General features: G+C 70.9%; 18 protein-coding genes. 14 read left to right on the top strand and 4 right to left on the bottom strand.

Annotated features, from left to right (window positions below):
- The first annotated feature begins 15 nt into the window (after positions 1 to 15).
- Genes K8625_RS25350 through K8625_RS25340 form a run of 3 tightly spaced genes read left to right on the top strand, consistent with a single transcriptional unit; the run spans position 16 to position 4,963 of the window.
- On the top strand, positions 16 to 393 hold the full coding sequence (locus tag K8625_RS25350) for a response regulator (RefSeq protein ID WP_223751001.1): 378 nt from the start codon (positions 16 to 18) through the stop codon (positions 391 to 393).
- Entirely contained in the window at positions 390 to 2,951 is a 2,562-nt protein-coding gene (locus K8625_RS25345) for an ATP-binding protein (RefSeq protein ID WP_223784152.1), read from the top strand. Before K8625_RS25350 ends, K8625_RS25345 begins: the two co-directional genes overlap by 4 nt.
- Positions 2,948 to 4,963 (top strand): response regulator, encoded by a 2,016-nt coding sequence (locus tag K8625_RS25340; RefSeq protein ID WP_223784151.1) that lies wholly within the window; start codon positions 2,948 to 2,950, stop codon positions 4,961 to 4,963. Before K8625_RS25345 ends, K8625_RS25340 begins: the two co-directional genes overlap by 4 nt.
- A gap of 6 nt (positions 4,964 to 4,969) precedes the next feature.
- Here the strand turns inward: K8625_RS25340 and K8625_RS25335 are convergent, their stop codons facing one another.
- Positions 4,970 to 6,547, bottom strand: coding sequence for an LVIVD repeat-containing protein (locus tag K8625_RS25335; protein ID WP_223751004.1), 1,578 nt, complete (start codon positions 6,545 to 6,547; stop codon positions 4,970 to 4,972).
- A 326-nt stretch (positions 6,548 to 6,873) separates the two neighbouring features.
- On the opposite strand from K8625_RS25335, the gene K8625_RS25330 reads away from it, so the two are divergent.
- The 3 genes from K8625_RS25330 (at position 6,874) to K8625_RS25320 (ending at position 9,133) form a co-directional block, all read left to right on the top strand.
- Positions 6,874 to 7,812 carry an NAD(P)/FAD-dependent oxidoreductase gene (locus tag K8625_RS25330; protein WP_223751005.1) on the top strand — a complete coding sequence of 313 codons (939 nt, stop codon included), beginning with the start codon at positions 6,874 to 6,876 and terminating at the stop codon, positions 7,810 to 7,812.
- A 45-nt stretch (positions 7,813 to 7,857) separates the two neighbouring features.
- Positions 7,858 to 8,739, top strand: a complete 882-nt coding sequence (locus K8625_RS25325) for an AraC family transcriptional regulator (RefSeq protein ID WP_141332502.1) — start codon at positions 7,858 to 7,860, stop codon at positions 8,737 to 8,739.
- Between the two features lie 184 nt (positions 8,740 to 8,923).
- Positions 8,924 to 9,133, top strand: a complete 210-nt coding sequence (locus K8625_RS25320; RefSeq protein WP_223784150.1) for a hypothetical protein — start codon at positions 8,924 to 8,926, stop codon at positions 9,131 to 9,133.
- A 4-nt stretch (positions 9,134 to 9,137) separates the two neighbouring features.
- On the opposite strand, the gene K8625_RS25315 is transcribed toward K8625_RS25320, so the two are convergent.
- Positions 9,138 to 10,043: a LysR family transcriptional regulator gene (locus K8625_RS25315; RefSeq protein WP_223751006.1), complete on the bottom strand. Its 906-nt coding sequence runs from the start codon at positions 10,041 to 10,043 to the stop codon at positions 9,138 to 9,140.
- Positions 10,044 to 10,119: 76 nt separating this feature from the next.
- Here K8625_RS25315 and K8625_RS25310 point away from each other — a divergent pair, with 76 nt between their 5' ends.
- From K8625_RS25310 to K8625_RS25295, 4 genes are all read left to right on the top strand, one after another.
- Positions 10,120 to 12,345 carry a DPP IV N-terminal domain-containing protein gene (locus K8625_RS25310; protein WP_223784149.1) on the top strand — a complete coding sequence of 742 codons (2,226 nt, stop codon included), beginning with the start codon at positions 10,120 to 10,122 and terminating at the stop codon, positions 12,343 to 12,345.
- Positions 12,346 to 12,412: 67 nt separating this feature from the next.
- A complete protein-coding gene (locus K8625_RS25305) occupies positions 12,413 to 13,150 on the top strand; it encodes a hypothetical protein (RefSeq protein WP_223784148.1) in 738 nt (245 codons plus the stop codon).
- A gap of 142 nt (positions 13,151 to 13,292) precedes the next feature.
- Positions 13,293 to 15,359, top strand: a complete 2,067-nt coding sequence (locus K8625_RS25300) for a M36 family metallopeptidase (protein WP_223784147.1) — start codon at positions 13,293 to 13,295, stop codon at positions 15,357 to 15,359.
- Positions 15,360 to 15,446: 87 nt separating this feature from the next.
- Positions 15,447 to 16,877, top strand: coding sequence for a S28 family serine protease (locus tag K8625_RS25295; RefSeq protein ID WP_223784146.1), 1,431 nt, complete (start codon positions 15,447 to 15,449; stop codon positions 16,875 to 16,877).
- 15 nt (positions 16,878 to 16,892) lie between these two features.
- Here the strand turns inward: K8625_RS25295 and K8625_RS25290 are convergent, their stop codons facing one another.
- Positions 16,893 to 18,551, bottom strand: coding sequence for an LVIVD repeat-containing protein (locus tag K8625_RS25290; protein ID WP_223784145.1), 1,659 nt, complete (start codon positions 18,549 to 18,551; stop codon positions 16,893 to 16,895).
- Positions 18,552 to 18,793: 242 nt separating this feature from the next.
- Here K8625_RS25290 and K8625_RS25285 point away from each other — a divergent pair, with 242 nt between their 5' ends.
- The 4 genes from K8625_RS25285 to K8625_RS25270 all read left to right on the top strand — a co-directional run bounded on the left by K8625_RS25285 (position 18,794) and on the right by K8625_RS25270 (position 24,083).
- A complete protein-coding gene (locus K8625_RS25285; protein WP_223784144.1) occupies positions 18,794 to 19,915 on the top strand; it encodes an AAA family ATPase in 1,122 nt (373 codons plus the stop codon).
- A gap of 205 nt (positions 19,916 to 20,120) precedes the next feature.
- Positions 20,121 to 21,302: an FAD-dependent monooxygenase gene (locus tag K8625_RS25280; RefSeq protein ID WP_223784143.1), complete on the top strand. Its 1,182-nt coding sequence runs from the start codon at positions 20,121 to 20,123 to the stop codon at positions 21,300 to 21,302.
- Between the two features lie 132 nt (positions 21,303 to 21,434).
- On the top strand, positions 21,435 to 22,328 hold the full coding sequence (gene truB, locus K8625_RS25275; RefSeq protein ID WP_223751014.1) for a tRNA pseudouridine(55) synthase TruB: 894 nt from the start codon (positions 21,435 to 21,437) through the stop codon (positions 22,326 to 22,328).
- 303 nt (positions 22,329 to 22,631) lie between these two features.
- Positions 22,632 to 24,083, top strand: coding sequence for a hypothetical protein (locus tag K8625_RS25270; RefSeq protein WP_223751015.1), 1,452 nt, complete (start codon positions 22,632 to 22,634; stop codon positions 24,081 to 24,083).
- A gap of 283 nt (positions 24,084 to 24,366) precedes the next feature.
- Here the strand turns inward: K8625_RS25270 and tkt are convergent, their stop codons facing one another.
- Positions 24,367 to 26,427 (bottom strand): transketolase, encoded by a 2,061-nt coding sequence (gene tkt, locus K8625_RS25265; protein ID WP_223784142.1) that lies wholly within the window; start codon positions 26,425 to 26,427, stop codon positions 24,367 to 24,369.
- Between the last annotated feature and the right edge of the window lie 61 nt (positions 26,428 to 26,488).

Below are 26,488 nucleotides of genomic sequence, written 5' to 3'. Positions count from 1 at the left end.
AGGAGGTCCGCCCCCATGACGACCCTTCGCAAGGTGATGCTGGTGGATGACGAAGAGGACATCCGCGCCATCGGGAGGCTGAGCCTGAGTCGGGTGGGCAAATGGGACACGGTGCTCGCCGCGTCGGGCGCCGAGGCCCTCTCCAAGGCCGCCGAGGAGCTGCCGGACCTCATCCTCCTGGACGTGATGATGCCGGGCATGGACGGGCCCACCACCTTCGGTGAGCTGCGCAAGCAGGCGGCCACGTCGAGCACGCCCATCATCTTCATGACCGCCAAGGTCCAGAAGCAGGAGGTGGAGCGCTACCTGGGGCTCGGCGCGGTGGGCGTCATCAGCAAGCCCTTCGACCCCATGACGCTGCCCAAGGAGATTCGCAAGCTGGTGCCGGAGTGAGCGGCACGCGCCTGTCGAAGCGCTCCGTCGCCCTCGCGGTGGGGGCCCTGCTGGTGCTGTGCGCCCTGTTCGTGGTGGGCCGCCCCTGGGGCACCGCCCGCATCGACGCGTACCGCACGGGCCTGCAGCAGCTGCGTCTGGCGAGCGCGGAGCTGGAGCAGGACGTGCTCCGCGAGCGGCTGGGCCTGCCCGAGCGCCATGGCTCCCACGCCCAGGCCTTCGCGGCGCTGAAGGCCCGCGCGGAGTCGCTGCGCGACGTGCCGCCCTTCCTGTCGGAGGAGGAGGCGCGGGTGATGGCCTCGTCGCTGGACGCGTACCTGGGCGCGCTGGAGGACAACCGGCTGCTCCTGGAGCGCTCGCGGGCGGCCCAGGCCCGGGGGGAGCAGCCAGGGGCGGACGCCGCGATGCAGGCCCTGTTGGAGCGCTCGGCCAGCGCGCAGGCGGAGCGGCTGGTGGGCACCTTCATCCAGCTGCACGAGCGGGCGCAGGTGGCCAACGAGCGCACGCGCGTCGTCTTCTTCGCGGCGTCGCTGCTCCTGGGGGCGTACGTGGTGGTGGTGCTGGTGCGGCTGTCGCGCGCGTCCGGGGAGCTGGCCACGCTCAACGCGGCGCTGGAGGAGCGCGTGGAGCAGCGCGGCCGGGAGCTCGTCGCCGCGAGCGAGGCGCAGCGCACCACCCAGGCGCGCAAGGCGGCCATCCTGGAGGCGGCGCCGGACGGCATCCTGCTCATCGACGAGGCGGGGCGGCTGCTGGAGCTCAACCCCACGGCGGAGAAGGTCTTCCGGCTCACGGCGGCCCAGGCGGTGGGGCGCGAGTTCCTGGGGCTCGCGCTGCCGGCCTCGTTGCCCGCGAGCAAGCGCGAGGAGGTCTCCGCCGCGCTCGGCGAGACGTCCGGCGTGGCCACGCGGCTGGAGTCGCCGTGCCTGCGCGCGGACGGGAGCATGTTCCCCGCGGAGCTGACGCTGGTGCGGGTGCCGGGCGAGGGGCCCGCGCGCTTCACCGCCTTCGTGCGCGACATCACCGAGCGCAAGGAGGTGGAGCGGATGAAGAACGAGTTCGTCTCCACGGTGAGCCACGAGCTGCGCACGCCGCTGACGTCCATCCGCGGCTCGCTGGGTTTGCTCGAGGGCGGCATCGTCGGCGAGGTGCCGGAGCCGGCGCTGGAGATGGTGCGCATCGCCCGCTCGAACACGGAGCGGCTCATCCGCCTCATCAACGACATCCTCGACCTGGAGAAGATGGAGGCGGGCATGCTGGAGCTGAAGCTCGCCTCGCTGGATGCGCGAGAGCTGGTGGAGGCGACGCTCAGCGGCCTGAGGGGCGTGGCGGACGCGGCGGGCGTGGTGCTGCGCGCGGACGTGGAGGAGTCGCCCCGCGTGCGCGGAGACCGGGACAGGCTCATCCAGGTGCTCACGAACCTGGTCTCCAACGCGGTGAAGTTCTCCACCGGCGGCGCGGAGGTGGTGGTGCGCGTGCTGCCGGAGGTGCCGGGGCGCGTGCGCTTCAGCGTGGTGGACTCCGGGCCCGGAATCCCCGAGGAGCAGAAGGACCGGCTGTTCGCGCGCTTCCAACAACTGGACGGCTCGGACACCCGCTCCAAGGGCGGCACGGGCCTGGGGCTGGCCATCTCGCAGGCCATCATGAACCAGCACGGCGGCGGCATCGAGGTGCTGAGCGCGCTGGGCAAGGGCTCCACCTTCACCTTCACGCTGGAGGCCGCCAGGCCCCTGTCGGGCTCGCACCCGGCGGTGGTGGCGGCGGCGACGGCGCGCGACACCAGCCGGCACGACGTGCTGGTGGCCACGGCGGATGGGGAGCTGTCCGCGTTGCTGCGCGGGTTGCTGTCGCAAGAGGGTTACCGCGTGGTGCGGGCGGTGAGCCTGGCGGAGGCGCAGAAGGTGCTGGAGGCCGAGCCGCCGGACGCGGTGGTGCTGGACACGCGGATACCGGACGGGCAGGCGCTGGACTGGGTGCGCTCCTTGCGGGAGCAGCCGCGCACGCGGGCGCTGCCGGTGGTGGCGCTGTCGGGGCGCTCGTCGGAGGGCGAGGGCGTGGGCACGCCGCTGGTGGTGGACTGGATGTCGCAGCCCTTGGAGGAGTCGGGGCTGCTCGGCGCGCTGCGCCACGCGATGCGGCGACCGGGGCAGGCGCGGGTGCTGGTGGTGGACGACGACGTGGCCACGCGGCGGGTCATCTGCGCCAGGCTGGAGCGGCTGGGGCGGGTGCAGGTGTTCGAGGCGGCGGATGGAGAGAGCGCGGTGGAGCTGGCGCGGCGCACGCCGCCGGACCTCATCGTGCTGGACGTGGGGCTGCCGGGGCTGGACGGGTTCGAGGTGGTGGACATCCTGCGCCGGGGACGGGGACGCACGACGCCGCTCATCGTCTTCACGGGGCGGGACCTGTCGCGCGCGGACCAGCGGCAGCTGACGTTGGGGATGACGCGGCACCTGAGCAAGGCGCGCTCGTCGGAGGAGGAGCTGGTGGCCTCGGTGCGCGAGCTGCTGCACGAGTTGCTGTCCGGCAAGGACGGCGAGCTGGAGACAAGGGCCGTTTCATGACCGACGCGAAGACGCTGCTGTTCCTCGAGGACGACAAGGACTTGCAGAGCCTGGTGTGCGCCTTCCTCCGGGAGAAGGGCTTCCGGGTGGAGACGGCGCGCACGGCGGCGGAGGCGCGGGCGGTGCTGGCGAAGGTGCCGGTGGACGCGGCCATCGTGGACGGCTTGCTGCCGGGGGTGACGGGGGCGGACTTCATCCGCGAGCTGCGCGGCCAGCAGCCGGACCTGCCGGTGTTGTTCGCGTCGGCGTTCTGGAAGGACCTGAAGAGCCACGAGCTGCTCACGCGGCAGCTCAAGGTGGCGCGCATCATCCACAAGCCGTACCGGCCGGACGAGCTGTACCTCTGGGTGAATCAGCTCTTCACCAAGGCGCTGCCGCCGGCGCCGGCGGGGCCTCGGGCCCTGGCGGACGTGGACCTGGTGCGCGACGAGCTGGCGGCGAGCCTGGTGGCGCTCAACCAGGAGTACGGCGCGCGGCTGAAGGACAAGGTGAGCGGGCTGGAGGCGCTCTTGTCGGCGGCGCGCGCGGGGGACGGGGCGGCGTTGGAGGAGGCGGGCGTCGTCGCGCACAAGCTGCATGGCACGGCGGGCAGCTATGGCTTCACGGAGGTGAGCCTGGCGGCGGGGCGGCTGGAGGATGCGCTCCGGGCGGGGAGGGACTGGGGCCTGGTGGACGTGGTGTTCCGGGAGCTGGCGGCGACGGCGTCCGTGCAGGTGACGCCGCCGGCGCGCAAGGAGGGGCCCTCGGCGGTGTTGCCGACGGAGGGGGTGTTGTTGGTGGTGGACGAGGACCCGGCGGTCCTCGAGGAGGCGCAGCGGCTGGGGCGCGCGCACGTGGTGCGGGTGTTGTCGGCGCGCACGGCGGGCGAGGCGGTGGTGTTGGCGCGCAGGCAGTGGGTGGACGGGGTGCTCATCCACATGCACCTGGGTGGGGAGATGGGCGGCATCCAGGCGGCGCACGAGCTGCGTTCGACGGAGGGGCTGGGCTCGTTGCCGTTGGGGTTCACGGGGGTGTCGGGCGGGTTGGAGGACCGGGTGGCGGCGGCGCACGCGGGCGGCTCGTTGTTCCTACCCAGGCCCTTCACGGCGACGGACTTCGCGGCGGCGGCGGAGCGGATGGTGGCGGCGCGGCGGCCGGAGCGCTCGCGGGTGCTGGTGGTGGACGACGACCCGGAGGCGATTGCGGCGCTGGTGCACGCGCTGGCGAGCGAGCAGATTGAAGTGGTGGGGTTGGGGGACGCGCACCGGTTGATGGAGGCGCTGGCGGAGCATCGGCCGGACCTGTTGCTGTTGGACGTGCAGATGCCGGGGCCGAGCGGCTTCGACCTGTGTCGGATTTTGAGGTCGATGCCGGCGTGGCAGGAGCTGCCGGTGTTGCTGATTACCGCGCACCTGGGGTTGGAGTTCCGGCTGGCGGCGTTCCAGGCGGGGGCGGACGACTACATCTCCAAGCCGGTGTTGAAGGAGGAGCTGCGGGCGCGGGTGCAGGCGCGGCTGGAGCGGGCGCGGCTGTCGCGCGAGCGGGCGGAGCGGGACGCGCTGACGGGGCTGATGTTGCGGCGGCCGTTCATCGAGGGGTTGAGGAGCCGGCTGTCGGAGGCGCAGCGTCAGCAGCGGCCGTTGTCGTTGTGCTTCCTGGACGTGGACCACTTCAAGCGGGTGAACGACAAGTACGGGCACCTGGCGGGGGACCGGGTGCTGACGCGGCTGGGGCGCCTGTTGGGAGCGCGGTTCCGGCGCGAGGACGTGCGCGGGCGCTGGGGAGGGGAGGAGTTCGTGGTGGGGCTGCTCGGGGAGACGGCGGCGAGCGCGAAGGCGATTCTGTCGCGGACGATGGCGGAGGTGGCGGAGATGACCTTCGACGGCGACGGCGGCGAGTCGTTCCGCGTGACGATGAGCGCGGGCATCGCGGAGTCGCCAGGAGACGGCGCGACGATGGAGGCGCTGCTGCGCGTCGCGGACGCACGGCTCAACCGCGCGAAGACGAACGGGCGCAACCGCATCGAGGTGTGAGCGGCGTCACTCCCCCGGAGGCTCCGTCAGCACCAGCAGTCCGCGCGACGTATCCACGACATAGACATGGCCATCCCCGGGCACCTGGAGCCCGGTGGCGCCTTCCTCCATCGAGTCCCCGCGTCCCGGGTCCGTCTCGCGGAAGCTGTTGAAGTACGCCACCTCGCGCGGCTTCGTGGGGTTGCTCACGTCCAGCACGCGCAGCCCCTCCTGGTGGTACGTCACGTACAGCCGCGAGCCCCTCAGCTCCATCGCTCGCGGGGACACCACGGCGCGCAGGCCGTACTCCCCTATCTTCACGATGTGCCGCGGCTCGCTGACATCCAGCGCGCGCAGCCGCGCCCCCATGCCCAGGCTGCTCTCGAAGGCCACGATGCGCCCGCCGAACGTGCCCACCGCGCTCGCTCGGCTGTTGGCGTACGGATACGTGTAGTGCCCCAGCACCCGGACCCCCGAGGACGCGCGCGCGTCGACGACCTGCAGCCCCGCGCCCCGGTGATTCACATACAGCCGGCCCTCGTAGCTCACCGGGCCCCGGGAGGACGGCTGGTCCGGCATGCGCATGCCGGAGACGATGCGCTCCAGCAAGCGCGGCTCCGCGGGCTCGCTGATGTCGAACATCAAGGTGCCCACCGCCGCGTCCGTGGACACGGCATACAGCCGGTCCCGGTCCACGCTCACCATCGACACTCCCGGCGAGGCCCTCGCGGACACGCGGCGCACCAGCACCGGCGCCGAGGGCACGGAGACGTCGAGCACCACCACCCCCGAGCTGGCGCTCGCGACGTAGAGCATCCCGCCCTTGAACGTCGCGCCCCGCCAGTCCGTGTCCCCTGGCGTGCTCAGCTCCGCCACGCGCAGAGGCACCGCCGGGTCGCTCACGTCGAACACCGTGAGCCCCCCCGGCCGCCCACGCCGGTCCTGCGAGATGACATACGCATGGCGGTCGATGAGCTGCACGTCCACGGCCGGACCCAGGCCCACCGCGCGCTCGGACACCAGCCGCATCCCGCCGGAGATTTCATGCTCGCCCTGGAAGCGCGTGACGCGCTCGGCGCGGAACGTCCCCGACTCCACCAGCACCCCGTCCCGGCACCGCGTGAAGCACCCCGTGACGACGCGAGGGTTCACCGCGTTGCAGCCCGCGAAGGTGAACAGACCCCCATCCGGCGTCTCGCTGGCGATGAACAGCGTCCGCGCGTCCCAGACGCCCGCCACGGCGTTGGCGCCCTGCACCTGCTCGGGCGTCCCCGCCGCGTTCAGCTTGAAGCCCCCGCCCATGGGCACGAAGCGCGCGGGGGCGCCGTTGCGCGCATCGATGCGCAGGAGGCTGCGATACACCCCCATGCGCTCCAGTTGCTCCAGCGTGTGGCGTCGACAGCCGGACAGGTCGAAGGACTCCAGGCTGCCGCACGCGGCCCCGCTCTCGACGACGCCGCAGACGGACAGCGGCCCGTAATCACTCCAGTCGCCGAGCTCCTCCAGCGGCGTGTAGCGCCCATCCCAAGGGGGCTCATCCGACGACGCGCAGCCCGTCGCCAGACAGGCGAGCAGTGCCATCGACGCTGGCAGCGCGGGCCGCATCGCGTACCTCCCGGGTGCAGAGCCACGCGCCGGCCAGCGAGCTCCCGCTCCAGGATTGTAGGAATGAGGTCGTCCGCTCGGGAAGCGCACGCCGCCGCGGAGTGGTGAACGCCATACGTCTTGGGGGATGTGCCCTGTGTTCGCACCCACCCGCCACGGCGGATGCGGGACGCCCGGTGTCCACGGGGACACATCCCGAACGCCCCCGACGCCAGCAGGCGCTGACCCGCACGCCTGGCCGGGGAGCCGGGCCGACCCGACGATGCGCCGATTCGCCCTGAATCGGCGCTCTCCCGCGAGCGAGGGCTCCCGTTTAGTTCTTCACCATGAACGACACACAGGTGAAGGACGTGGTGATTGTGGGGGGTGGCCCGGCGGGCCTGAGTGCCGCGCTGATCCTGGGACGGGGCCGCAAGCGGGTGCTGCTGTGCGACGCGGGCGCTCCGCGCAACGAGCGGGCGGAGCACATGCACGGCTTCGTCACCCGGGACGGCATCCCCCCCGCGGAGTTCCGCGCCATCGGCCGCGAGCAGCTGCGCCCCTACGACGTCGACGTGCGCAACGTGCGCGTCGAGCGCATCGAGCCCAAGGGGACACGCTTCCAGGTGACGCTGGGCGACGGCCAGGTCGTCGAGGCCCGCAAGGTGCTCCTGACGACGGGCCTGGTGGACCAGGTGCCGGACCAGCCCGGCTTCCGCGAGCTGTGGGCGCACAGCGTCTTCCAGTGTCCGTACTGCCACGGCTGGGAGATTCGGGACCGGGGCTGGGGCGTGCTCGTCCCCGAGGAGAACACCCATCACCCGTACGTCGACTTCGTCCTCTTCCTGAAGGGCTGGACCTCCAACCTCACGCTCTACACCCAGGGCCACCTGGCGCTGACCGCCGAGCAGCGCGAGTCCCTGCGCCGCGCCGAGGTGCGCGTCGTCGAGGGCAAGGTGCGCGGCCTCATCCCCACCCAGGATGGCCAGCACCTGGAGGCGGTGGAGCTGGAGGACGGCACCCGCGTGCCGCAGGAGTACCTCTTCGCGCACCCGCCCCAGAAGCAGACGGCGCTGGTCCAGGGCCTGGGGCTCGCGCTCGACGAGCTGGGCTTCGTCAAGGTGGGCCCGACGCTGGAGACCTCCGTGCCCGGCATCTACGCGGCCGGAGACCTCACCACGCGCCTTCAAGGGGCCCTGGTGGCCGCGTCGGCGGGCGCGATGGCGGCCTACACGCTGAACCACCTGCTCAACATGGACGCCCTGGGCCTGGCGCACCCGGCCTGACGCCGGCTTGAGCCCGGCCCCGCCAACCGCTACGAGAACGACCCCATGGCGTCCACCGAGCAGTCCTGTGTGCATCCCCCCTCCACGCTGCGCCAGGACTTCGAGGAGAAGCGGCGGCTCACGTGGGTCGGCACGCTGGGGCCCGTGGCGCCCCTGCGAGTCACCCCCCGCGCCAGGGTCCACGCGTACGCCGCCATCGTCCTGGTGTTGAAGGGCGAGTCACACGTGCGGCACGCGGGGGACCTGGTGCTGCGCGCGGGCGACGTGCACCTCATCCCACCGGGAGATGCGCATGGCCATGAGCACTCGGACGCGCAGGGCCTGGGGCTGGGCTTCTATCCCGAGGCCCTCTCCGCGAACGCCGAGGAGCGCGAGGCGCGCCTGGGGCCGCTGCTGCGCGTGCGCGCGGGCTGCCACCCCGTCTTGCGTCCCACCAGCGTGCAGCGCCGCCGCCTGCTGCGCTGGATGCGCCTGATGGAGGAGGAGCAGACCCGGAACGAGCGCGGCAACGAAGAGGCGAGCCTGTCCCTGCTGCGCCTGGTGCTCATCGAGCTGGAGCGGATGGCCTCCCCCGAGGCCCTCACCGAGCCCGCCTCCGTGGGCCTCAGCCGCCGGGCGCTCACGTACATCGAGACCCACTGCCTGGAGCCCCTGTCCCTGGCGAAGGTGGCGAAGGAGCTGGGCCGCTCGGCGCCACACGTCGCGGGCGTGGTGCGCCAGGAGACGGGCCGCACCGTGGGCGAGTGGATTCTCGAGTGCCGGATGGCCGAGGCCCGCAGCCGGCTGCGCCACACCGACGAGCGCGTGGACATCGTCGCGGACCGGGTGGGTTACGCGGATGTGACGCACTTCATCCGACTCTTCCGTCGCGTGCATGGTGTGACACCCGCCGCATGGAGGCGACGCATGGCGCCAGGGGTGCGCTGAACGCACGTTCTCTATTTCGTGGGGCGAATGGATTGACAGGAAACTGTCATCTGGGTAGTTCCGGGGGCATGCCGACGCCGATGAGGGACTCATCGGGAGCAAGCCTTTCGAGGGCTGCTCCCCGAGGGGCGGTTGCGTGCCCATGCTTCAGCGCAGCAGCGGGACAGCACGGGCGGTGTCGCTGATGGCGACGCGTGCGAGTCGAGGAGGCAGGGGCGCCGCGCGGCCCGTGTGTCTCAACCCCGAGGAGGGGTCTTCCGCTCCGGAGGGAGGCGGCGCGCCGCCGCTGTTGTGCCCGTTCTGGTTCAACCTGGGCCCGCAGGTGGCGGCCAACGACACGGAGTCCCCGTCCCGTAGGAAGGGTCGTCGCAAGAGCGGGCCCACCGCGTCCTGAGCCTTCAGTCCGACGTGTCGCGCCCCGAGCGGGACACCGTCTCGTGAGCGAGGGCGCGGAAGTGCTGCGCGGCGGGTGACGGCCGCCGTCCAGGGAAGGCCACCACCAGCTCCGCGTGGCCGGGCGCGCCGCTCAGGGGGCGGAACACGACGCCCTTGGGGCACAGGGCCTGCGAGGACGCGGGCGCGATGGTCAGCCCCAGCCCCGCCTCCACCATGCCGACGACGGAGGGCCACGAGCGCGCCTCCTGTCGGATGTTGGGGGAGAAGCCCGCCGCCAGACACATGCTCGTCACCAGGTCGTGCAGGCCGGGCGCGGAGTGGCGGGGGAACAGGACGAAGGGCTCGTGCGCCAGCGAGGACAGCGCCACGACGCGCTGCCTCGCGCGAGGGTGACGGGCGGGCAGGGCGAGCACGAAGCGCTCGCGCAGGAGTCGCTCCACGGTGAGGCCCTCGTGGCGGAAGGGCGCGCGCAGGATGGCCAGGTCCAGCTCCCCCGAGGCCAGCGCCGCGCCGACGTTGAGCGTCTCGCTGTCATCCAGCTCCAGCTTCACCTTGGGGAAGCGCGTGCGGAAGCGCAGCACGATGTCCGGCAGCACGCCGAACGCCGAGGACGCCGCGAAGCCGACGCGCAGCGTGCCCGACTCGCCGCTCGCGGCCTCGCGCACGGCGTGGGTGGCGTCCACGCGTCGGGCGAGCAGCGCGCGCGCCTCCTCCAACAGCCGCGCCCCGGCGGCGGTGAGGGCCACGTGGCGGCTGGTGCGCGTGAGCAGCTCGACGCCCAGCTCGGACTCCAGCCGGCGGATCTGTTGGCTGAACGGCGGCTGCGCCATGCCGATGCGCGCGGCGGCGCGTCCGAAGTGCAGCTCCTCCGCCACGGCGATGAAGAGCTGGAGCTGACGGAATTCCATATCGAGACGATATCCGTCTGGATGGGTGCTGAAAGAGATATTGGTCGTGAAGGATGCGGCTCCCTAGCATCGGTGCATGCGACTCTCCTTCCTCGCCCTGATGCTCACGACGCTGTCGGGTGCGCCCGTCCTCGCGGACCCGCCCGGTCCGGTCTTCGCGCCCGTCCCGGACACGAGCACCCAGGCCAGGCTGGACCTGGCGGACCGGTACCTCCGGCGCGTGGAGCTCGTGCGGGACAGCTTGGTGCCGCCCCGGTGGCTGCGCGAGGGAGACCGCGTGGTCTTCTGGGCCCGCGAGGGCAAGGACGGCGGGACGTGGGTGCTGGCGCACGCGAGGACGGGCGAGCTCGAGCCGCTCGTGTCCGGGGAAGCGCTGCGCCGCCAGCTCTCCGCGCTCCTGGGCAGGCCGGTGACGGCGCCGCGCTTCCACGACGTCGCGCTGGCGCCGGATGAGCAGGGCATCGTGTTCCAGCTCGACGGGAAGGCCTTCGGACTGGGCCTGTCGGGAGGCAAGGTCACGCGGCTGTCGCCCCAGGACCGGGCCGCGCTGACGCTGTCTCGCGAGCATGTCCTCGCGCCGCGTGGAGGCGCGCTCGCGGTGCGGAAGGAGGGCGGCTTCGCGGTGCTGGGCGCGGATGGGGCCACCGTGGTGGAGCGCCAGGGCGAGGAGCGGCTCGACTGGCGGATTCCCGAGCGAGCCTGGTCGCCGGATGGTCGCTACCTCGTGGTGTGGCGCGAGGACACGCGCGCGGTGCACCAGGTCCCCGTCGTGGACTACTCCACCGCGCTGGAGAAGGTGACGACGGTGCCGTACGCGAAGGTGGGGACGCCGCTGCCGCGCTCGGAGCTGCACCTGGTCGACGTGACGACGGGGAGCGTGACGCGCGTCGCCCCCGTCGAGGGTGAGACGTATGACTTCTTCGCGGGCTGGAACCCCGAGGGCACGGAGGCGCTGTGCCTCCACCTCTCGCGGGACGCGAAGCGGCTGGACCTCACTGCGGTGACGCCGGGGAGTGCCCAGCGTCGGCACGTGCTGCGCGAGGAGCGCCCGGAGACGTTCGTCGCGGGCCTCGACTTCGCGGTGGGCGGCTTCGAGCAGCAGGTGACCGCGCTGCCCTCGGAGCGCGGCTACCTGTGGATGTCCGAGCGCGACGGCTGGCGTCATGTGTACGCGTATGACCGCGCGGGGAAGCTCGTGCGGCAGGTGACGCGGGGGGCCTTCCCCGTGCACCAGGTCGTGTCCCTGGCGCCCACCGGTGACGCGCTCTACGTGCTGGCGTCCGCGGACAGCGGCGCGCCCTACGAGCAGCTCATCTACCGGGGCAGCCTGAAGGGCGGCGCGCTGACGCGGCTGTCCCCGGGCTCGGGGATGCACCGGATGACGCCGTCCCCCTCGGGCCAGTACTACGTCGACACTTGGTCCTCGCGCACGCAGCCCCGCGTCCGGGAGCTGGTCTCCGTGAAGGGGGGCCGGCGCGTGCGCCTCACCACGTCGGACGCGAGCGAGCTGGAGGCGCTCGGCGGCACGAAGCCGGAGCCGCTGCTCGTCAAGGCGGCCGACGGCGTCACGCCCCTGCACGGCGTGCTCTACAAGCCGCGCGACTTCGACCCGAAGAAGCGCTACCCCGTCATCGCGCACATCTACGCGGGGCCCTTCCTCTCGGTGGTGCCATGGAGCTACATCGGCAACTACGAGTCATTGACGGCCAGCGCACTCGCGCAGCTCGGCTTCGTGGTGGTGCTGCTGGACCCGCGCGGAGGGCCCGGACTGAGCAAGGCCTTCCAGGACGCGAACCACGGCCGCGTGGGCCAGACGGAGATTCCCGACTACGTCACGGGCCTGGAGCAGGCCGCGTCCACGCGTCCGTGGATGGACCTGGAGCGCGTGGGGCTCCATGGGGCTTCGTGGGGTGGCTACTTCACGCTGCGAGGCATGCTGACGGCGCCGGACTTCTTCAAGGCGGGCTATGCCGTGGCGCCGGGCGCGCTGGAGGAGGAGGCCATCATCAACGAGCCCTACCTCGGCCTGCGCGACCAGAATCCCCAGGGCTACGCGGCGGGCGACAACCTCGCGCTCGCGCACCAGCTGAAGGGACAGCTGAAGCTGATGCACGGCACCAGCGACGTGAACGCCACGCTCTCGGTGACGATGCGGATGGCGGACGCGCTCATCAAGGCAGGCAAGCGCTTCGAGCTGCTCCTCATGCCTGGCGAGCCCCACTCCCCGCGGGGCGCGGCCAGTCGCTACTCCCGGGACGACGTGGGCCTGTTCTTCCTGCGCACGCTGGGCGAGCCCCGGTGAACGGCGCCTGGGGCACGAACGCACCCTGGGGTAGACTCCGGCCGTGGCCAGAGTCCGTCTTCGGTGTGTGAACTGCGGTGCCCCCTTCCTCAAGTCCGTGGAGCGTGAGTCGACGTGCGGCCATTGCGGCGCGGACCGGCCCCGGCCCTCGAACAACCCTCTCCCCCTCGGGTGGAAGGAGGTCCCGGCGCCCAGGTCGTCGAACGACACGAAGGTCATCGTCGCCTGGGGGCTGCTGGGCATCGGCCTCACGGGCGGCCTGCTCGCCGCCACCCTGATGCTGGCGCTGTCCCCTCACGACGAGCCCCCTCCCCGGGTCGTCACGCCCAGGCCGGTCTCGCCGCCCCCGCCCCCCATCGTCACGCCTCCGCCGCCGCCTCCTCCCATCGTGGAGGCACCGCCGCCCGTGCCTGAAATCATCGTGGAGAAGCCCGTCAAGCGGCCGCCTCCGCCGATGCCCAGGACGAACGAGGCCTGGGGCGCCCTCCAGCTCGCGAAGAAGCTGCGCCAGTACGACTACTGCGGCAAGGAGGCCATCCTCCGGGACGGCACCATCCCTCGCCGCTTCACGCTCCACGCGCGGTTCGACGCGAACGGCGAGGGCATGCGGGGCCACGTCCTCCCCAAGACGTCCGTGCGGATGCTCGATGCCTGCATCAAGAACAGGACGAAGTACGTCTACCTGGGCACGCCTCCCGAGAAGCGCGAGTTCGAGGTGGAGGTGACCCTGTCCTTCGCGCACCTGCGTCCCAAGGGCAAACCCGAGACGTACGATGACCAGTGGAGTGTCCTCTATGACGACTGAGTCCGGGCGTCGCCGAGGGCTTCCGCCAGGAAGTCGATAAGTCACGCGGGAGCGCATTGGAGGCCTCCGGGTGACGCGTGTCTCCTCCCGGTGCGCGACCGCCCCATGTCGGGGCTGTTCCGTCGCGACCCAGGAACACGACATGTCCTCACGTGATGTCCGCCGGTCCCTCGTCTGCGCGGTGCTGGTCTCGGGAGTGCTCTGGCTTCCCTCCGCCCGCGCGATCACCCCGCGGGACCCGACGGAGCGGCACCACGACGCGCGCCTGTCGCACAACGCGGGCCCGCGCCGGCGCGTCTCCGCGGTCCAAGGTGAAGCGGAGGCCCGCCTGCGTCGCGCGGTGCCGGAGCTCCGCGTGGAGGTGGACCCCTCGACGGGGCGGGTGCGCTCGCTGGTGAACCTGGTGGGCGCGCTCTCCGAACCCGCGCCGGGAGACGCGCTGGCCGTGGGGCTGGCGTTCGTCCAGCGCAACCTCGACGTCCTGGGTCTGGAGCTCGCGGACGTGGCGGACCTGGAGGTGGCTGACCGGGTCTACTCCAGGCCCAGCGGCGCCACGCACCTGTATCTGCGACAAAGGTACAACGGTATCGAGGTCTACAATGCGCGGCTGCAGCTCAACGTGGACCGCGAGGGGCGCGTGCTCGCGGTGCACAGCGACCTGCAGCCCTCGGTGGAGTCGACGCTCGTGGGCACCACGCCTCGCCTGGGCGCCGCCGAGGCGGTCCGGAGCGCGGCGAAGCACCTGGGGGTGCCGCTGGCCCGAGCGCCGCGAGCGCTCGAGGCGGAGCCGGGCCCGGCGCGGCGCACCCGGGTCGAGGTGGCGGGCCTGTCGAGCGAGCCCATCGACGCGTCGCTCGCGGTGCTGCCCCTGCGTCGGGGGGAGTCCCGCTGGGTGTGGCGCTTCCTGGTGCACACGCTGGATGCACGGCACGCCTACGAGCTGACGGTGGACGCGGAGACGGGCGAGGTCTGGACGCGCTTCGACCAGGTCGCGAGCGATTCATACAAGGTCTACCCGATGCCGGTGGAGGGCCCCCACCACACGGCCCCGCTGCCGCCCGCGGATGGACGCGCGACGGAGGCGTCACCCCACGGCTGGCACGACACGGACGGCGTCGCGGGCGCGGAGTACACCACGCCGCGCGGCAACAACGTCCATGCGTACGAGGACCGCGACGCGAACAACCTGCCGCCCACGTCGGGAGAGCCGGACTGTGGCGTGAGGCTCGACTGCGTCTTCCCGCTCGACCTCACGGGCGCGCCGTCCACGTACGTCTCGGCGTCCGTCGTGAACCTGTTCTATTGGAACAACCGCCTGCACGACGTGCTGTACCAGTACGGCTTCGACGAGGTGGCCGGCAACTTCCAGGTCAACAACCTGGGGCGGGGCGGCCTGGGCAACGACGACGTGCGCGCCGAGGCGCAGGACGGCGGTGGCATCAACAACGCCAACTTCCTCACGCCGCCGGACGGGGTGCGTCCGCGCATGCAGCTCTACCTGTGGACCGCGCCGGACCCGGACCGGGACGGCTCGCTCGACAGCGGCATCATCGCCCACGAGTACGGCCACGGCGTCTCCAACCGGCTCGTCGGTGGGCCCTCCATCGTCTCGTGCCTCACCAACCGCCAGCAGCCCGGCGAGGGGCTCAGCGACTTCCTGGCGCTCGTGTTCACCGCGCGCCCGGGCGACACCGCGAACACGCCGCGCGGCGTGGGCACCTATCTCCTGAACCAGGCCATCACGGGCGCGGGGCTCCGTCCGCAGCCGTACACGCTGGACTCCCTGCGCAACACCTGGACCTACGAGAGCAGCAACACGCTGCCCGTGCCCCACGGCGTGGGAGCGGTGTTCGCGCAGGCCCTGTGGGAGGTGTACTGGGCGCTCGTCACGCAGTGGGGCTTCGACGCGAACCTCCAGGACGCCCAGGGCGGCGCGGGCAACCAGCGCATGCTGCTGTACTTCATCGAGGGCCTGAAGCGCGCCCCCTGCAACCCCTCCTTCCTCCAGACGCGCGACGCCATCATCAGCGCGGCGCACACGCTGCACGGAGGCGAGGACGTCTGCCGCATGTGGCGCGCCTTCGCGGGCTTCGGCCTGGGCTCCAACGCCACCGCCTTCAACGCCGTCGCCGTCAACGGCCATGCCGTGCCGTCCTCGTGCGACTTCGTCAGGGGCCGCGACGACGCGCCCGCGCGCACCCCTCGCTGAGCACCACCCGCCACGTTCTGGACGGTGGCCCTCTCGATTCGAGAGTTTGAGGCACCCCTGTGAGGGTTCCATCGAGAGGAGCAAGACATGTTGGCACGGAGGCATCGGCTTCGGGGCGTGGTGGGCGCGCTGGTGGTGTCGTTGGCGGGGGCGTGTGGTGACGCGGGGCCCGCGGGCGCGCCCGAGGACGTGGGGCAGGCGGGGCGCGCCATCGACGACGACATCCGCGCGCGGCTGGAGGCGCTGCCGGGGGTGACGATTCTGGGGGATGAGCGGTTCGAGGACTTCCGCTTCTTCACGCTCGACTTCGAGCAGCCGGCGGACCATCGCCGTCCGCGGGGGGAGAAGTTCCTGCAGCGCATGACGTTGTTCCACCGGTCGACGACGGCGCCGATGGTCATCGACACGGAGGGCGCGGAGCTCTTCACGGAGCCCATCGCCGCGGAGCCGGTGGACCTGCTCAAGGGCAACCAGGTGACGGTGGAGCACCGCTTCTACGGCACCTCGACGCCGGCCTCGCGGGACTGGCGCCTGTTGGACGTGTGGCAGTCCGCGGCGGACGCGCACCGGGTGGTGGAGGTGTTCAAGACGCTCTACACGGGGCGGTGGCTGTCCACGGGCGTGTTCCGGGGCGGCACGGCGGCGCTGCTGCACCGCTACTACTTCCCGAACGACGTGCAGGGGACGCTGGCGTACGCGGAGCGGCACAGCCTGGGCTTGCAGGACGCGCGGGCCGCGCACTTCCTGCGCAACGTGGGGGATGCGACGTGCCGCGCGAAGCTGACGGCGGTGCAGCGCGCGGCGCTGGCTCGGCGCGAGGAGCTGGCGCCGCTGCTGGCGGCGCAGGTGGAGTGGGGCTTCACCTTCGACACGCTGGGCGTGGACAAGTCGCTGGAGTTCAGCGTGGTGCGGCTGTCGTTCAACTTCTGGGAGTACCTGGGGCTGGCGCCGTACGACTGCGACAGCATCCCGGAGCCCACGGTGTCGGCGGAGGAGCTGTTCGGCTTCGTGGACCTGGTGGCGGGCCCGGCGTACGTCTTCTCGGACCAGGCGCTGGCGACGTTCGGTGAGCCGGAGAGCTACCAGAGCGCCACGGAGCTGGGCGCGCCGCTGTATCCGGAGGCGGAGCTGCGCGACCTGCTGCGCTACCCGGGCGGACAGGTGCCCACGTTCCTGCCGCCCCTGGGCGTGACGAAGTTCTACAACCCGGTGCCGCTGTTGAAGCTGGAGGTGTGGGCGCGGCTGCACGCGAAGCAGGTGCTCATCCTGGATGGCGCGCTCAGCCCGTGGAGCGCCTCCGCGTTCCACGTGAGCCCGTGGAACGACGCGTACCGCATCGTGGACCCGGAGGGCATCGGCTTCTACGGGACGCTGACGGCGCTGCCCGAGCCCCAGCGCGCGTTCTTCTTCGAGCGGCTGTCCGACTGGGCCGGCGCGCCCGTGCAGGTGCCGGAGGTCTCCGAGCAGAAGCAGGGCGCGCGGTACCAGAAGCTGCTGCGTCACGTCCGCGGGCGCTGAGTCCGGAGGGGCTCTTCAGAGCTCGTCGAAGATGAGCAACCCGCGCGAGGAGTCGACCACGTAGACGTGCCCGTCACCGGGCACGCGCACGCCGTAGGCGCCGGTGAAGGGGCTGTCGGTGCGCTCGGGGTCGGTCTCCCGATAGGTGTTGTGGTGCGCCACCTGTCGGGGGCTCGTGGGGTTGCTCACGTCGAACACGCGCAGGCCCTCCTGGTACCAGGCGACGTAGAGCGTCTGGCCGCGGAGGATGAGGTTGTGGATGGAGGTGACGTTGCGCTTGCGCACCTCGCCAATCTTCACGATGTGCGTCGGGTCGGTGACGTCGAGCACGCGCAGGTGGGCCCCGGCGCCTTCTCCGCCCTCGAAGGCGATGGTGCGGCCGGCGAAGGTGCCCACCGCGCTGTGGTGCGCGAAGGCCTTGTTGCCGTGGACGAACTGGCCCAGGTGCCGCACGTCCTCGAGGTCCGTGACGTCCATGATGGAGTAACCGCCGTTGGCGTTGCTGATGTACAGGCGCCCCTGGTGGGCGAAGGCGTCGTGGGGCCCGGCGAGGGAGAGCGGCTCGGGCAGGGAGATGAGGGTGCGCAGCACCGGGTCGAGCGGGTTCGTCACGTCGTAGACGAAGGTGCCGCTCTCCGGAGCCATCGCGTACAGCCGCTGGCCATCGACGAGCAGGGTGTGCACGCCGTAGGTGCCGGAGGGCAGGTTGCGCACGAAGCCGGGCGCGGCGGGGTTGGAGATGTCGTAGACGACGGTGCCCGAGTCGGCGCTGGCGATGTAGAGCGCGTCCCCGTGGGCCCAGGCGGCGTTCCACAGGTTGTCCTGCGGGAGGCTGATGGAGGTCTTGAAGATGGGGTGCCGAGGGTCGCTGACGTCGTAGACGGACAGACCGCCGTTGCGGCTGTGGCGTCGCATGGAGACGACGTAGGCGTGGGATTTGGCGACGTACACGTCCACGGGCTCACCGGTGGCGACGTGGGTTTCGGAGAGGAGCGTCAATCCGCCGGAGGACTCGGGTTCACCGGACCACTTCGCGACGCGGTGGGCGGTGAAGGTCCCTTTCTGGATGGCGCCGGCGCCGAAGCAGCGGGCGAAGCAGCCGGTGATGCGGTCCGGCGCGAGCGTGTCGCAGCCCCTCAGCGTGGTGGTGGTGTTCGTCACGGTGCGCGAGACGAGGGAGAACCCGCCATCCCGCGTGTCGCGGGTGAGGAGGGGCTGGCCCATCATCGTGTCCTGGGTGCCGTCCTCGCTGAGTCGGAACGAGGTGAAGGTGCCCGTGGCCAGGGTGCCGCCATCGCCGAGGGCGCGCTCGGTGCGCAGGTCGACCATGTAGATGCCGTGTTGCTCCAGGGCGGCGAGCGCGGTGGGGTCGCACGAGGACACGTCGAAGCGGGACGGCTCCTGGCACGGGGAGGTGGAGGCGTCGGCGGTGTCGAAGTCGCAGGCGGAGGAGCGGCCCGGGTCCACCCAGTTGCCGCGCTCCTCGAGTGGGGTGGCGGTGCCGTCCCAGGGCGTGCCCGCGTCGGGAGTCCCCGCGTCGTCCTGGGACGACTCGCTCGCGTCGGGAGGAGCCGCGCGGCGGGGCTTGTCGTCGTCGTCGCAGCCGGAGCACAGGGCGAGGGTGAGGACACAGAGGGACGTCAGGAGTCGGTGTGAGCGGGGAGGGTGAGTCATCCGTGGACCTCGGCCGGGGAGAGGTCGCGCGTGGCGACCTTCCGCGGATACGTCGCGGTGCGAGGGGCATGGCGCATGGATGGGAAAGTGATTGCCGCGTGATGTGGACTCGGCGCCACGAGTGGCTCGTGGTGGTGGGTGGCGCGAGGATGTGCGCGGTGTGTCGCGACTTCGAAGTGCGAGCCGCCCCTGCGGAGTGTTCGGGTTGCGGCGTGAGGCGGGCGCGGTAGGGTGGGCGCTCGATGCCCATCACGCGTTTGCAGATATCGGGTTACCGCTCGGTGCGCCGGCTCTCGATGGAACTCGGGCCGATGAATGTCATTGTCGGCGCCAATGGGAGCGGCAAGACGAACCTGTACCGCGCGCTGTATCTGCTGTCGGTGGCCGCGGAGGGAAGGCTGGCGCGGACGCTCGCGGAGGAGGGTGGGACGCCGAGCGTGCTATGGGCCGGGCCGCGCATGGCGAAGAAGCCCGTGCGATTGTCGGTGCAGGTGGAACTGGGCGAGCTTGCGTACGAGCTGACCTGCGGAATCGTTCCTCCTGTCCCGAAGATGCCGGACCCCTTCCGCCTGGACCCTGAGGTGAAGACGGAGCACCTGTGGGCTCTCTCCGGAGGGCGCAAGGTGGTGCTGATGGAGCGCAAGGACCGCACGGCCTTCATGCGGGACGCCGATGGGAAGCGGGTGGTGTTTCCCACCCACCTCTGGAGCGCGGAGTCGGTGCTGGACCAACTGGGTGAGCCGCACCGCTTCCCTCGGTTGTCGGAGGTTCAGCGCACCTTCGCCTCGTGGCGCTTCTACCATCACTTCCGCACGGACCCGGACGCGCCCATGCGTCATCCTCGCGTGGGTGTGAGGACGCCGGTGCTGGCGCATGACGGCGCGGACCTGGCGGCGGCGCTGATGACCATCCTCGACATCGGGGACGACCGAGCCCTGGACCAAGGCATCGACGATGCGTTCCCGGGCGCCAGGCTCGATGTCCGCTCGGAGGAGGGCCGCTTCAGCCTGTTCCTGCACATGCCCGGACTGAGTCGCCCCATGGCGGCGGCCGAGCTGTCCGACGGCACGCTGCGCTACCTCTGCCTGCTGGCCGCGTTGCTCAGCCCGCGTCCTCCCGCGTTCCTCGCGCTCAACGAGCCCGAGACGAGCCTGCACCCGGACCTGCTGGAGCCACTGGGCCGACTGCTCGCGAAGGCGTCGAAGACCTCCCAGGTCTGGGTGACGACGCACGCGGAACTGTTGGCGCGCACCGTGGCGAGCGCCACTCGCTGCGAGCCCGTGTACCTGGTGAAGAAAGACGGCGCCACGCAGGTGGAGGGACGTTCGGAGGATGATGAGGACGAGCCCGACGATGATGCGTGAGCCCTTCCTCATTCCACCCGCCGCGCTCGTGGACACTCCATCAGTCCGTGCGTGCGCCCGAGGCCATGACCAGCCGCGAGTCCCGCGCGGACATCCCACATCCGTGAGTGACACCGTCAATCAGCGCGCCTGATGTCCTGGCCAGCCACAAGTCCACGTGGGCGATAGAGTCGAGCCGCTTCGGAACCGTTCCTGAGAAGGAGGCATGTCGCTCGTGCCAGCGCGTGAAGTCATCATCGTGGGTGGCGGCGTGGGTGGGCTGTGCGCGGCCCTCGCGCTCCGTCGAGCAGGGCTCCGGGTGAAGGTGTACGAGCGCGCCGAGGACTACCAGGCGCTCGGTGCGGGGCTCTCCCTCTGGCCGAACGCGATGTGGGCCCTCTCTCTCTTGGGGCTGTCCGACGAGGTGGCTCGAATGGGAGCCCGGTGGCGACAGACGGTGATGCACCGGTGGGACGGCAAGGTGCTCTCGCGACTCGACGTGAACGCGCTCTGCGAGGAGTTGGGGCAGCCGACGGTGACGCTGCTCCGCGCGGACCTCCAGCAGGTGCTGTTGCGAGCGCTCGGACCGGAGAACGTCCGGATGGCGGCGGCATGCACGGGCTTCCACGTGGAGGGCGACGAGGTCCGCGTCGAGTTCGCGGACGGTCAGCAAGCGCGGGGCGACTGCCTCGTCGGAGCGGATGGCCTGCGCTCCGTCATCCGCCAACAACTGCGCCCGGAGTCGCGAGTCCGCTACAGCGGTCGGACCTCATGGCGCGGCATCGTGACTGTCCCGACGGAGATGATTCCCGAGGGCAGTCAGTTCGAGCTCTACGGCCAGGGAACCCGCTTCGGCATCTGTCATCTCGGCCGGGGTCCGGAGGGGACGTGGCGGATGTACTGGTTCCTCATGGCCCGAGCCCCCGAGGGTGGACGTGACGAGGAGGGCGGCCATCGCGAAGCGGTGCTGCGCCACGTGCGCGGCTGGATGGCGCCCGTCGAGTCCCTGGTCCAGGCCACGCGCGAGTCGGACATCCTCCGCACGGACATCCATGACCTGGAGACGCTGTCGCGCTGGGGAGAAGGGCCCGTCACGCTGCTGGGAGACTCCGCGCACGCGATGGTGACCGACCTGGCGCAGGGGGCCTGTCAGGCCATCGAGGATGCGCTGGTCCTGGCGAAGCACCTGCGCGAAGGCGGCGACTTGCGCGGAGCCCTGCGGGCCTATGAGGCCACGCGCCGGCCCCGCACGAAGCACGTCGCCGACATGAGCCGGCGAGCCGGGTCACTCCGTTACCTCCGCAACCCCGTGGCACGATGGTCGAGAGACGTGTTGATGCAGGCCCTCCCGCACGCGGTGGCGCTCCAGCACCTGCGCTCCGTGGTCGCCCACGACTTCCTTGCATAGCCCCAGTCCACGGCGGCGCCGTTCTCCGGTGACACACCCCACCGGCAGGCGCGATGCTGCCCACCTCCCCGGGTCTCCGAGCGTGTCAGCCCTCACTCCGCGCAAGCGCAATCCTCCGTGCAGGGTGGCTTCATGACGCCGGGCCTCTATCGCGTGCACAAGCCGGTGGGCCCCACGAGCTTCTCGGTGGTGCAGTCGTTCCTCGAGGAGACCCGGGCCGTCCCCGGCAAGCGCGTGCCGGTGTGTCACGGCGGCACGCTGGACCCGTTCGCGGAAGGGCTGCTGCTCATCCTCGTGGGACAGTCCACGCGCCTGTTCGAGCTGCTGCACGCCGTGCCCAAGACCTACGAAGCGGACGTCATCTGGGGCACGGAGATGGACACGGGGGACCTGCATGGCCGCCCCGTCTCCCAGGGGGACACATCATCCCTGACGCCCGAGAAGCTCGACGCCGCGCTCGCCCCGTTCCTCGGCTGGAGAGCGCAGGTCCCGCCCGCCACGAGCGCCAAGAAGGTCGGCGGCGAGCCCGCGTATCGCAAGGCACACCGGGGTGAAGTGGTCGAGCTGCCTCCATCGCGCGTGTACCTCCACTCCGCGAGCTGGCTCTCGCACGACCTGCCGCGCACCAGCCGCCTCACGCTGACCTGCCGGGGCGGCTACTACGTGCGCTCCCTCGCGAGAGACCTCGGTCGAGCACTCGGCTGTGGCGCGCACCTGTCCACGCTGCGCCGCACACGAATCGGCCCCTGGGCCGACCCCGAGCCCGGAACGCGGGTGCTGGCCACGGGCCGCGAGCTGCTCCCCTGGGCGCGAGTGCGTCCGCTCACGGACCACGAGGTCGGCGAGCTGCGTCGCGAGCGCTCCATTCCGCTCATCGGCACGAACCCACCGGACTGGCGTCTGCCCACGGGGTTCCCGGACCCGGAGGCGCCGGTGCGGGGCTTCCACCAGGGCCGGCTCGTGTTCCTGCTGCGTGAGCGGGACGGCGCGCTGTGGAGCGAGTCGGAGCTTCGCGGCGGACTGTGAGCAGGTCTCGTTGTCCGGCACATGAAACTGCTTTCGAGGGTCGTCCGTATGTCCTGTGCGTCCCGGGACACGGGGGCGGGTGCGGCTCTTTGACAGGCAGGGCGAGGATCCGGTGACTCCAGTCACCACCCAATGGGCCTCCGGCTGGTGACTGTTGTCACCGGTGGTGACAGGTGTCACCACCCCCCACCTTCACCGAGGTGCGCCGTAACTCCCTGAAAATAAAGAAGAAGTGAAGGTAGGCGTCTGTGGCACGGGACGCGCAATAGGGGTGCTCACCACGGCACACGACGGAGACCCCAAATGGCCATCGCTACCACGTTCAAGCCCGCGCTGCAGAAGCTCAACCGCACCGAGGCGAAGCTGGAGAAGCTCGAAGGCAAGCTCGAGCGAGTCCTCGAGCGCGAGCACAAGCTCCTCAAGGAGCTGCGCAACGCGATGAAGCAGCAGGGCCAGAACGGCCGCGCCGGTGGCGACAGCTTCGACGCGGGCTCCTCACGCGGTGGGGTCGCCAACCGCCCGCTGCCGAACGAGTGGAGCCCGCTGGACACGGGGGCGCTGCGCGAGACGAACAAGCTGGACAAGACCAAGGGCCCCATCACCGCGGACCAGCTCACCGAGGCCATCCGTCGTGGCACGGGAGACCGTGACGGCAACGCGGCGCGAGGCGAGTACCGCGCGTTCTCGGAGTGGGCGGAGAAGAACCAGGCCCGCCTCACGCCCGAGGCGAAGCAGGTGATGGACCGCTTCTCCAAGTTCGCCGCCGAGCGCCAGGCCAACGGCCACAAGGACGGCGACTGGCGCGACATGATGAAGGACATGAAGGGCATCGGCGACAAGGGCGCCGAGAAGCAGCTGGCGAAGCTGGACTCGCTGCCCAAGCCCATCTCCGGTGAGCAGATGTCGAGCGCCATCGAGCGCGGCGTGAAGGACCGCGACAACAACACCGGCGACGAGCTCAAGGCCTTCCAGGACTGGGCGAAGAAGAACCAGGACAAGCTGTCGCCCGAGGCCAAGGAGGTGCTGGGCAAGTTCGAGAAGCACGCCAAGAAGGCGATGGCCTCCGGGGACAAGGACCTGTCGCGCGGCGAGCTGGACAAGATGCTCAAGGACTTCAAGAGCGTCGGTGACGTGAGCGCGAAGAAGGCGATGGGGGAGCTGGACAAGGAGAGCGGCCCCATCTCCGGCGAGGACATGCTGGGCGCCATCCAGAAGGGTGTGTCCGACGGTGGCCGCGCCACGCCCAAGGAGCTGGCCGAGGTCCAGAAGTGGGCGGAGAAGAACAAGGACCGCATGACGCCCGAGGCGCAGAAGGTGCTGGAGACGTTCCAGCAGCACGCCATGAAGTCGGGCACCGGTGGCCTCGACAAGGCCGAGCTGGACGCGGCGGTGAAGGAGGCGTCCCAGCACAAGACCTTCCGCGACGACACCATGCGCACCGCGCTCGAGGGCCTGGACGGCAAGAGCGGGAAGATCTCCGGCAAGGACCTGACCGACGCCATCAACCAGGGCGCGGGTGACTTCGACGGGCAGGGTGCGGGCGTGGAGCACGCGGACTTCCAGAAGTGGGCGATGCAGAACTACGACCGCCTCTCGCCCGAGGCGAAGAAGGTCGTGGACCTCTACGGGAAGTACGCCTCGGACGCGCTGGCCAAGGGCGAGACGGGCATCGCGAACACGGAGTTCCAGAAGATGCTCAAGGAGATGGAGCGCGCCAGCACGCCCGTCCTCCCGCCGCGCATCATCGCCGCCTGATTCACGAACACCGCGCGGCCTGGCGATGACTTTGAAACGGGCGGCTCCGACATAGGGGGAGCCAGCCCTCGGGCTCCCCGAATCGTTGGGGGATGGTTCGGGAGCCTTTTCTTGTGGGAGCGCCCCTCTTTAAGGGGGGCAGCGGAAGCTCGGACTGTTGGGGGATGGCCCGAGCCCCATTCTTGATGCGGTACCGAGGGACAGAAGCAAGAAGGGCCCGGACCGTTGGGGGATGGTCCGGGCCCTTCGTTTCTTCAGGCGCGCGCGTGGGGCGCGCGGTGGCTCACGCCTTGTTCTTGGCGAGCGTGTCCTTAGCCACCTTCACCACGTTGTCCACGGTGAAGCCGAACTTCTGCTGGAGCGCCTTGATGGGCGCGGACGCGCCGAAGCTGCGCATGGCGACGATGCCGCCCTGGAAGCCCACCCAGCGCTCCCACCCGAAGGCGGCGCCCTTCTCCACGGCGACGCGGGCGCGCACGTTCGGCGGCAGCACGCTGTCGCGGTACTCCTGCGCCTGCTGCTCGAACAGCTCCCACGAGGGCAGGCTCACCACGCGCGAGGCGATGCCCTCGGCGGTGAGCTTGTCGTGCGCGTCCAGGCACAGCTGCACCTCGCTGCCCGTGCCGATGAGCACCACCTCCGGCTTGCCGCCCGCCGCGTCCGCCAGCACGTAGCCGCCCTTGGCCACACCCGACGCCGCGCCGTACTTCGTGCGGTCCAGCGTGGGCACCGCCTGGCGCGTGAGCACCAGCACCACGGGGTGGCTCTTCTGCTGGCCGATGACCCGCCACGCCTCCACGACTTCGTTGGCGTCGCCGGGGCGCAGGACGATGAGGCCCGGAATCGCGCGCAGGCTGGCCAGCTGCTCCACGGGCTGGTGGGTGGGGCCGTCCTCGCCCAGGCCGATGGAGTCGTGGGTGAAGATGTGGAGCGCGGGCAGCTCCATCAGCGAGGACAGGCGGATGGCGGGGCGCTCGTACTCACTGAAGATGAGGAACGTGGCGCCGTAGCCGCGCACCTTGCTGAGGCACAGGCCGTTGACGATGGAGCCCATCGCGTGCTCGCGCACGCCGAAGTGGATGTTGCGGCCCTTGAACTCGCCGGGCTTCATGGACTCGGACGTGGTGATGTACGTCTTCGTGGACGGGTTCAGGTCGGCCGAGCCGCCCACGAGCCACGGATGGTTCTTCGCCACGGCGTTGAGCACCTTGCCGCTGGACTCGCGGGTGGCCATGCCCTTGGCGTCGGCGGGGAAGGTGGGCAGCTCGGAGTCCCAGCCCTTGGGGGCCTCGCGGCGCTGCATGCGCACCAGCTCATCGGCGAGCTCGGGGAACTGCTTCTGGTACTCGACGAAGCGCGCGTCCCACGCCTCGCGCAGCTTCTTGCCGCGGGCGCCCACGCGCTCCTGGAAGCGCTCGCGCACGCCGTCGGGGACCAGGAACTTCGCGTCCTCGGGCCAGCCGTAGTTGCGCTTGGTGCCCTTGATCTCCTCGTCGCCGAGCGGCTCGCCGTGGGCCTTGGAGGAGCCCTGGAGCTTGGGGGCGCCGAAGGCAATCTGGGTGGTGACGATGATGAGGGTGGGCTGGTTGTTGCGCAGCGTCTTGAAGGTGTGGAGCGCCTCGCCCAGGACCGTCAAATCGTTGGCGTCGGGGACGTGGAGGACGCGCCAGCCGTAGCCCTCGAAGCGCTTGCCGACGTCCTCGGTGAAGGCCAGGTCGGTGCTGCCGTCGATGGAGATGTGGTTGGAGTCGTAGAGCCAGCAGAGGTTGCCGAGCTTGAGGTGGCCGGCGATGGACGCGGCCTCGGAGGCGACACCTTCCATGAGGTCTCCGTCGCCGCAGATGGCGTAGACGTCATGGGTGAACAGGTCGAAGCCGGGCTTGTTGAAGTGCTCGCCCATCCAACGGCTGGCGATGGCCATGCCCACGCTGTTGGCGACGCCCTGGCCCAGGGGGCCCGTCGTCGTCTCCACGCCGCTGGTCCACCGGTACTCGGGGTGGCCGGGGGTGGACGAGTCGAGCTGGCGGAACTTCTGGATGTCCTCGAGCGAGACGCTGAGGGCGTCCTCGACCTTGTAGTCGCGGGTGACGCGCTTGACGCCTGCCAGGTGGAGCAGGGCGTACAGGAGCATGGATGCGTGGCCGTTGGAGAGGATGAAGCGGTCGCGGTCCGGCCAGATGGGGTGGGACGGGTCGTACCGGAGCTCCTGTTGCCAGAGCTGGTAGGCGACGGGGGCCAGGGACATGGGGGCCCCCGGGTGACCCGAGTGGGCTTGCTGGACCGCATCCATGGCGAGGGTGCGGATGGTGTTGATGCTCAGCAGGTCCTGCGTATCGGTGGTCATAAGGTCCTCGAGCTTCCGGCGAATCGTGGGGCGCACCATGCCGGAACTCGCGCCGGTGCGC

This window comes from Myxococcus sp. AS-1-15, assembly GCF_020037055.1.
Taxonomy (GTDB): domain Bacteria; phylum Myxococcota; class Myxococcia; order Myxococcales; family Myxococcaceae; genus Myxococcus; species Myxococcus fulvus.
The sequence above is the reverse complement of the archived record's forward strand: the minus strand, read 5'-3'. Positions and strand labels throughout refer to the sequence as shown.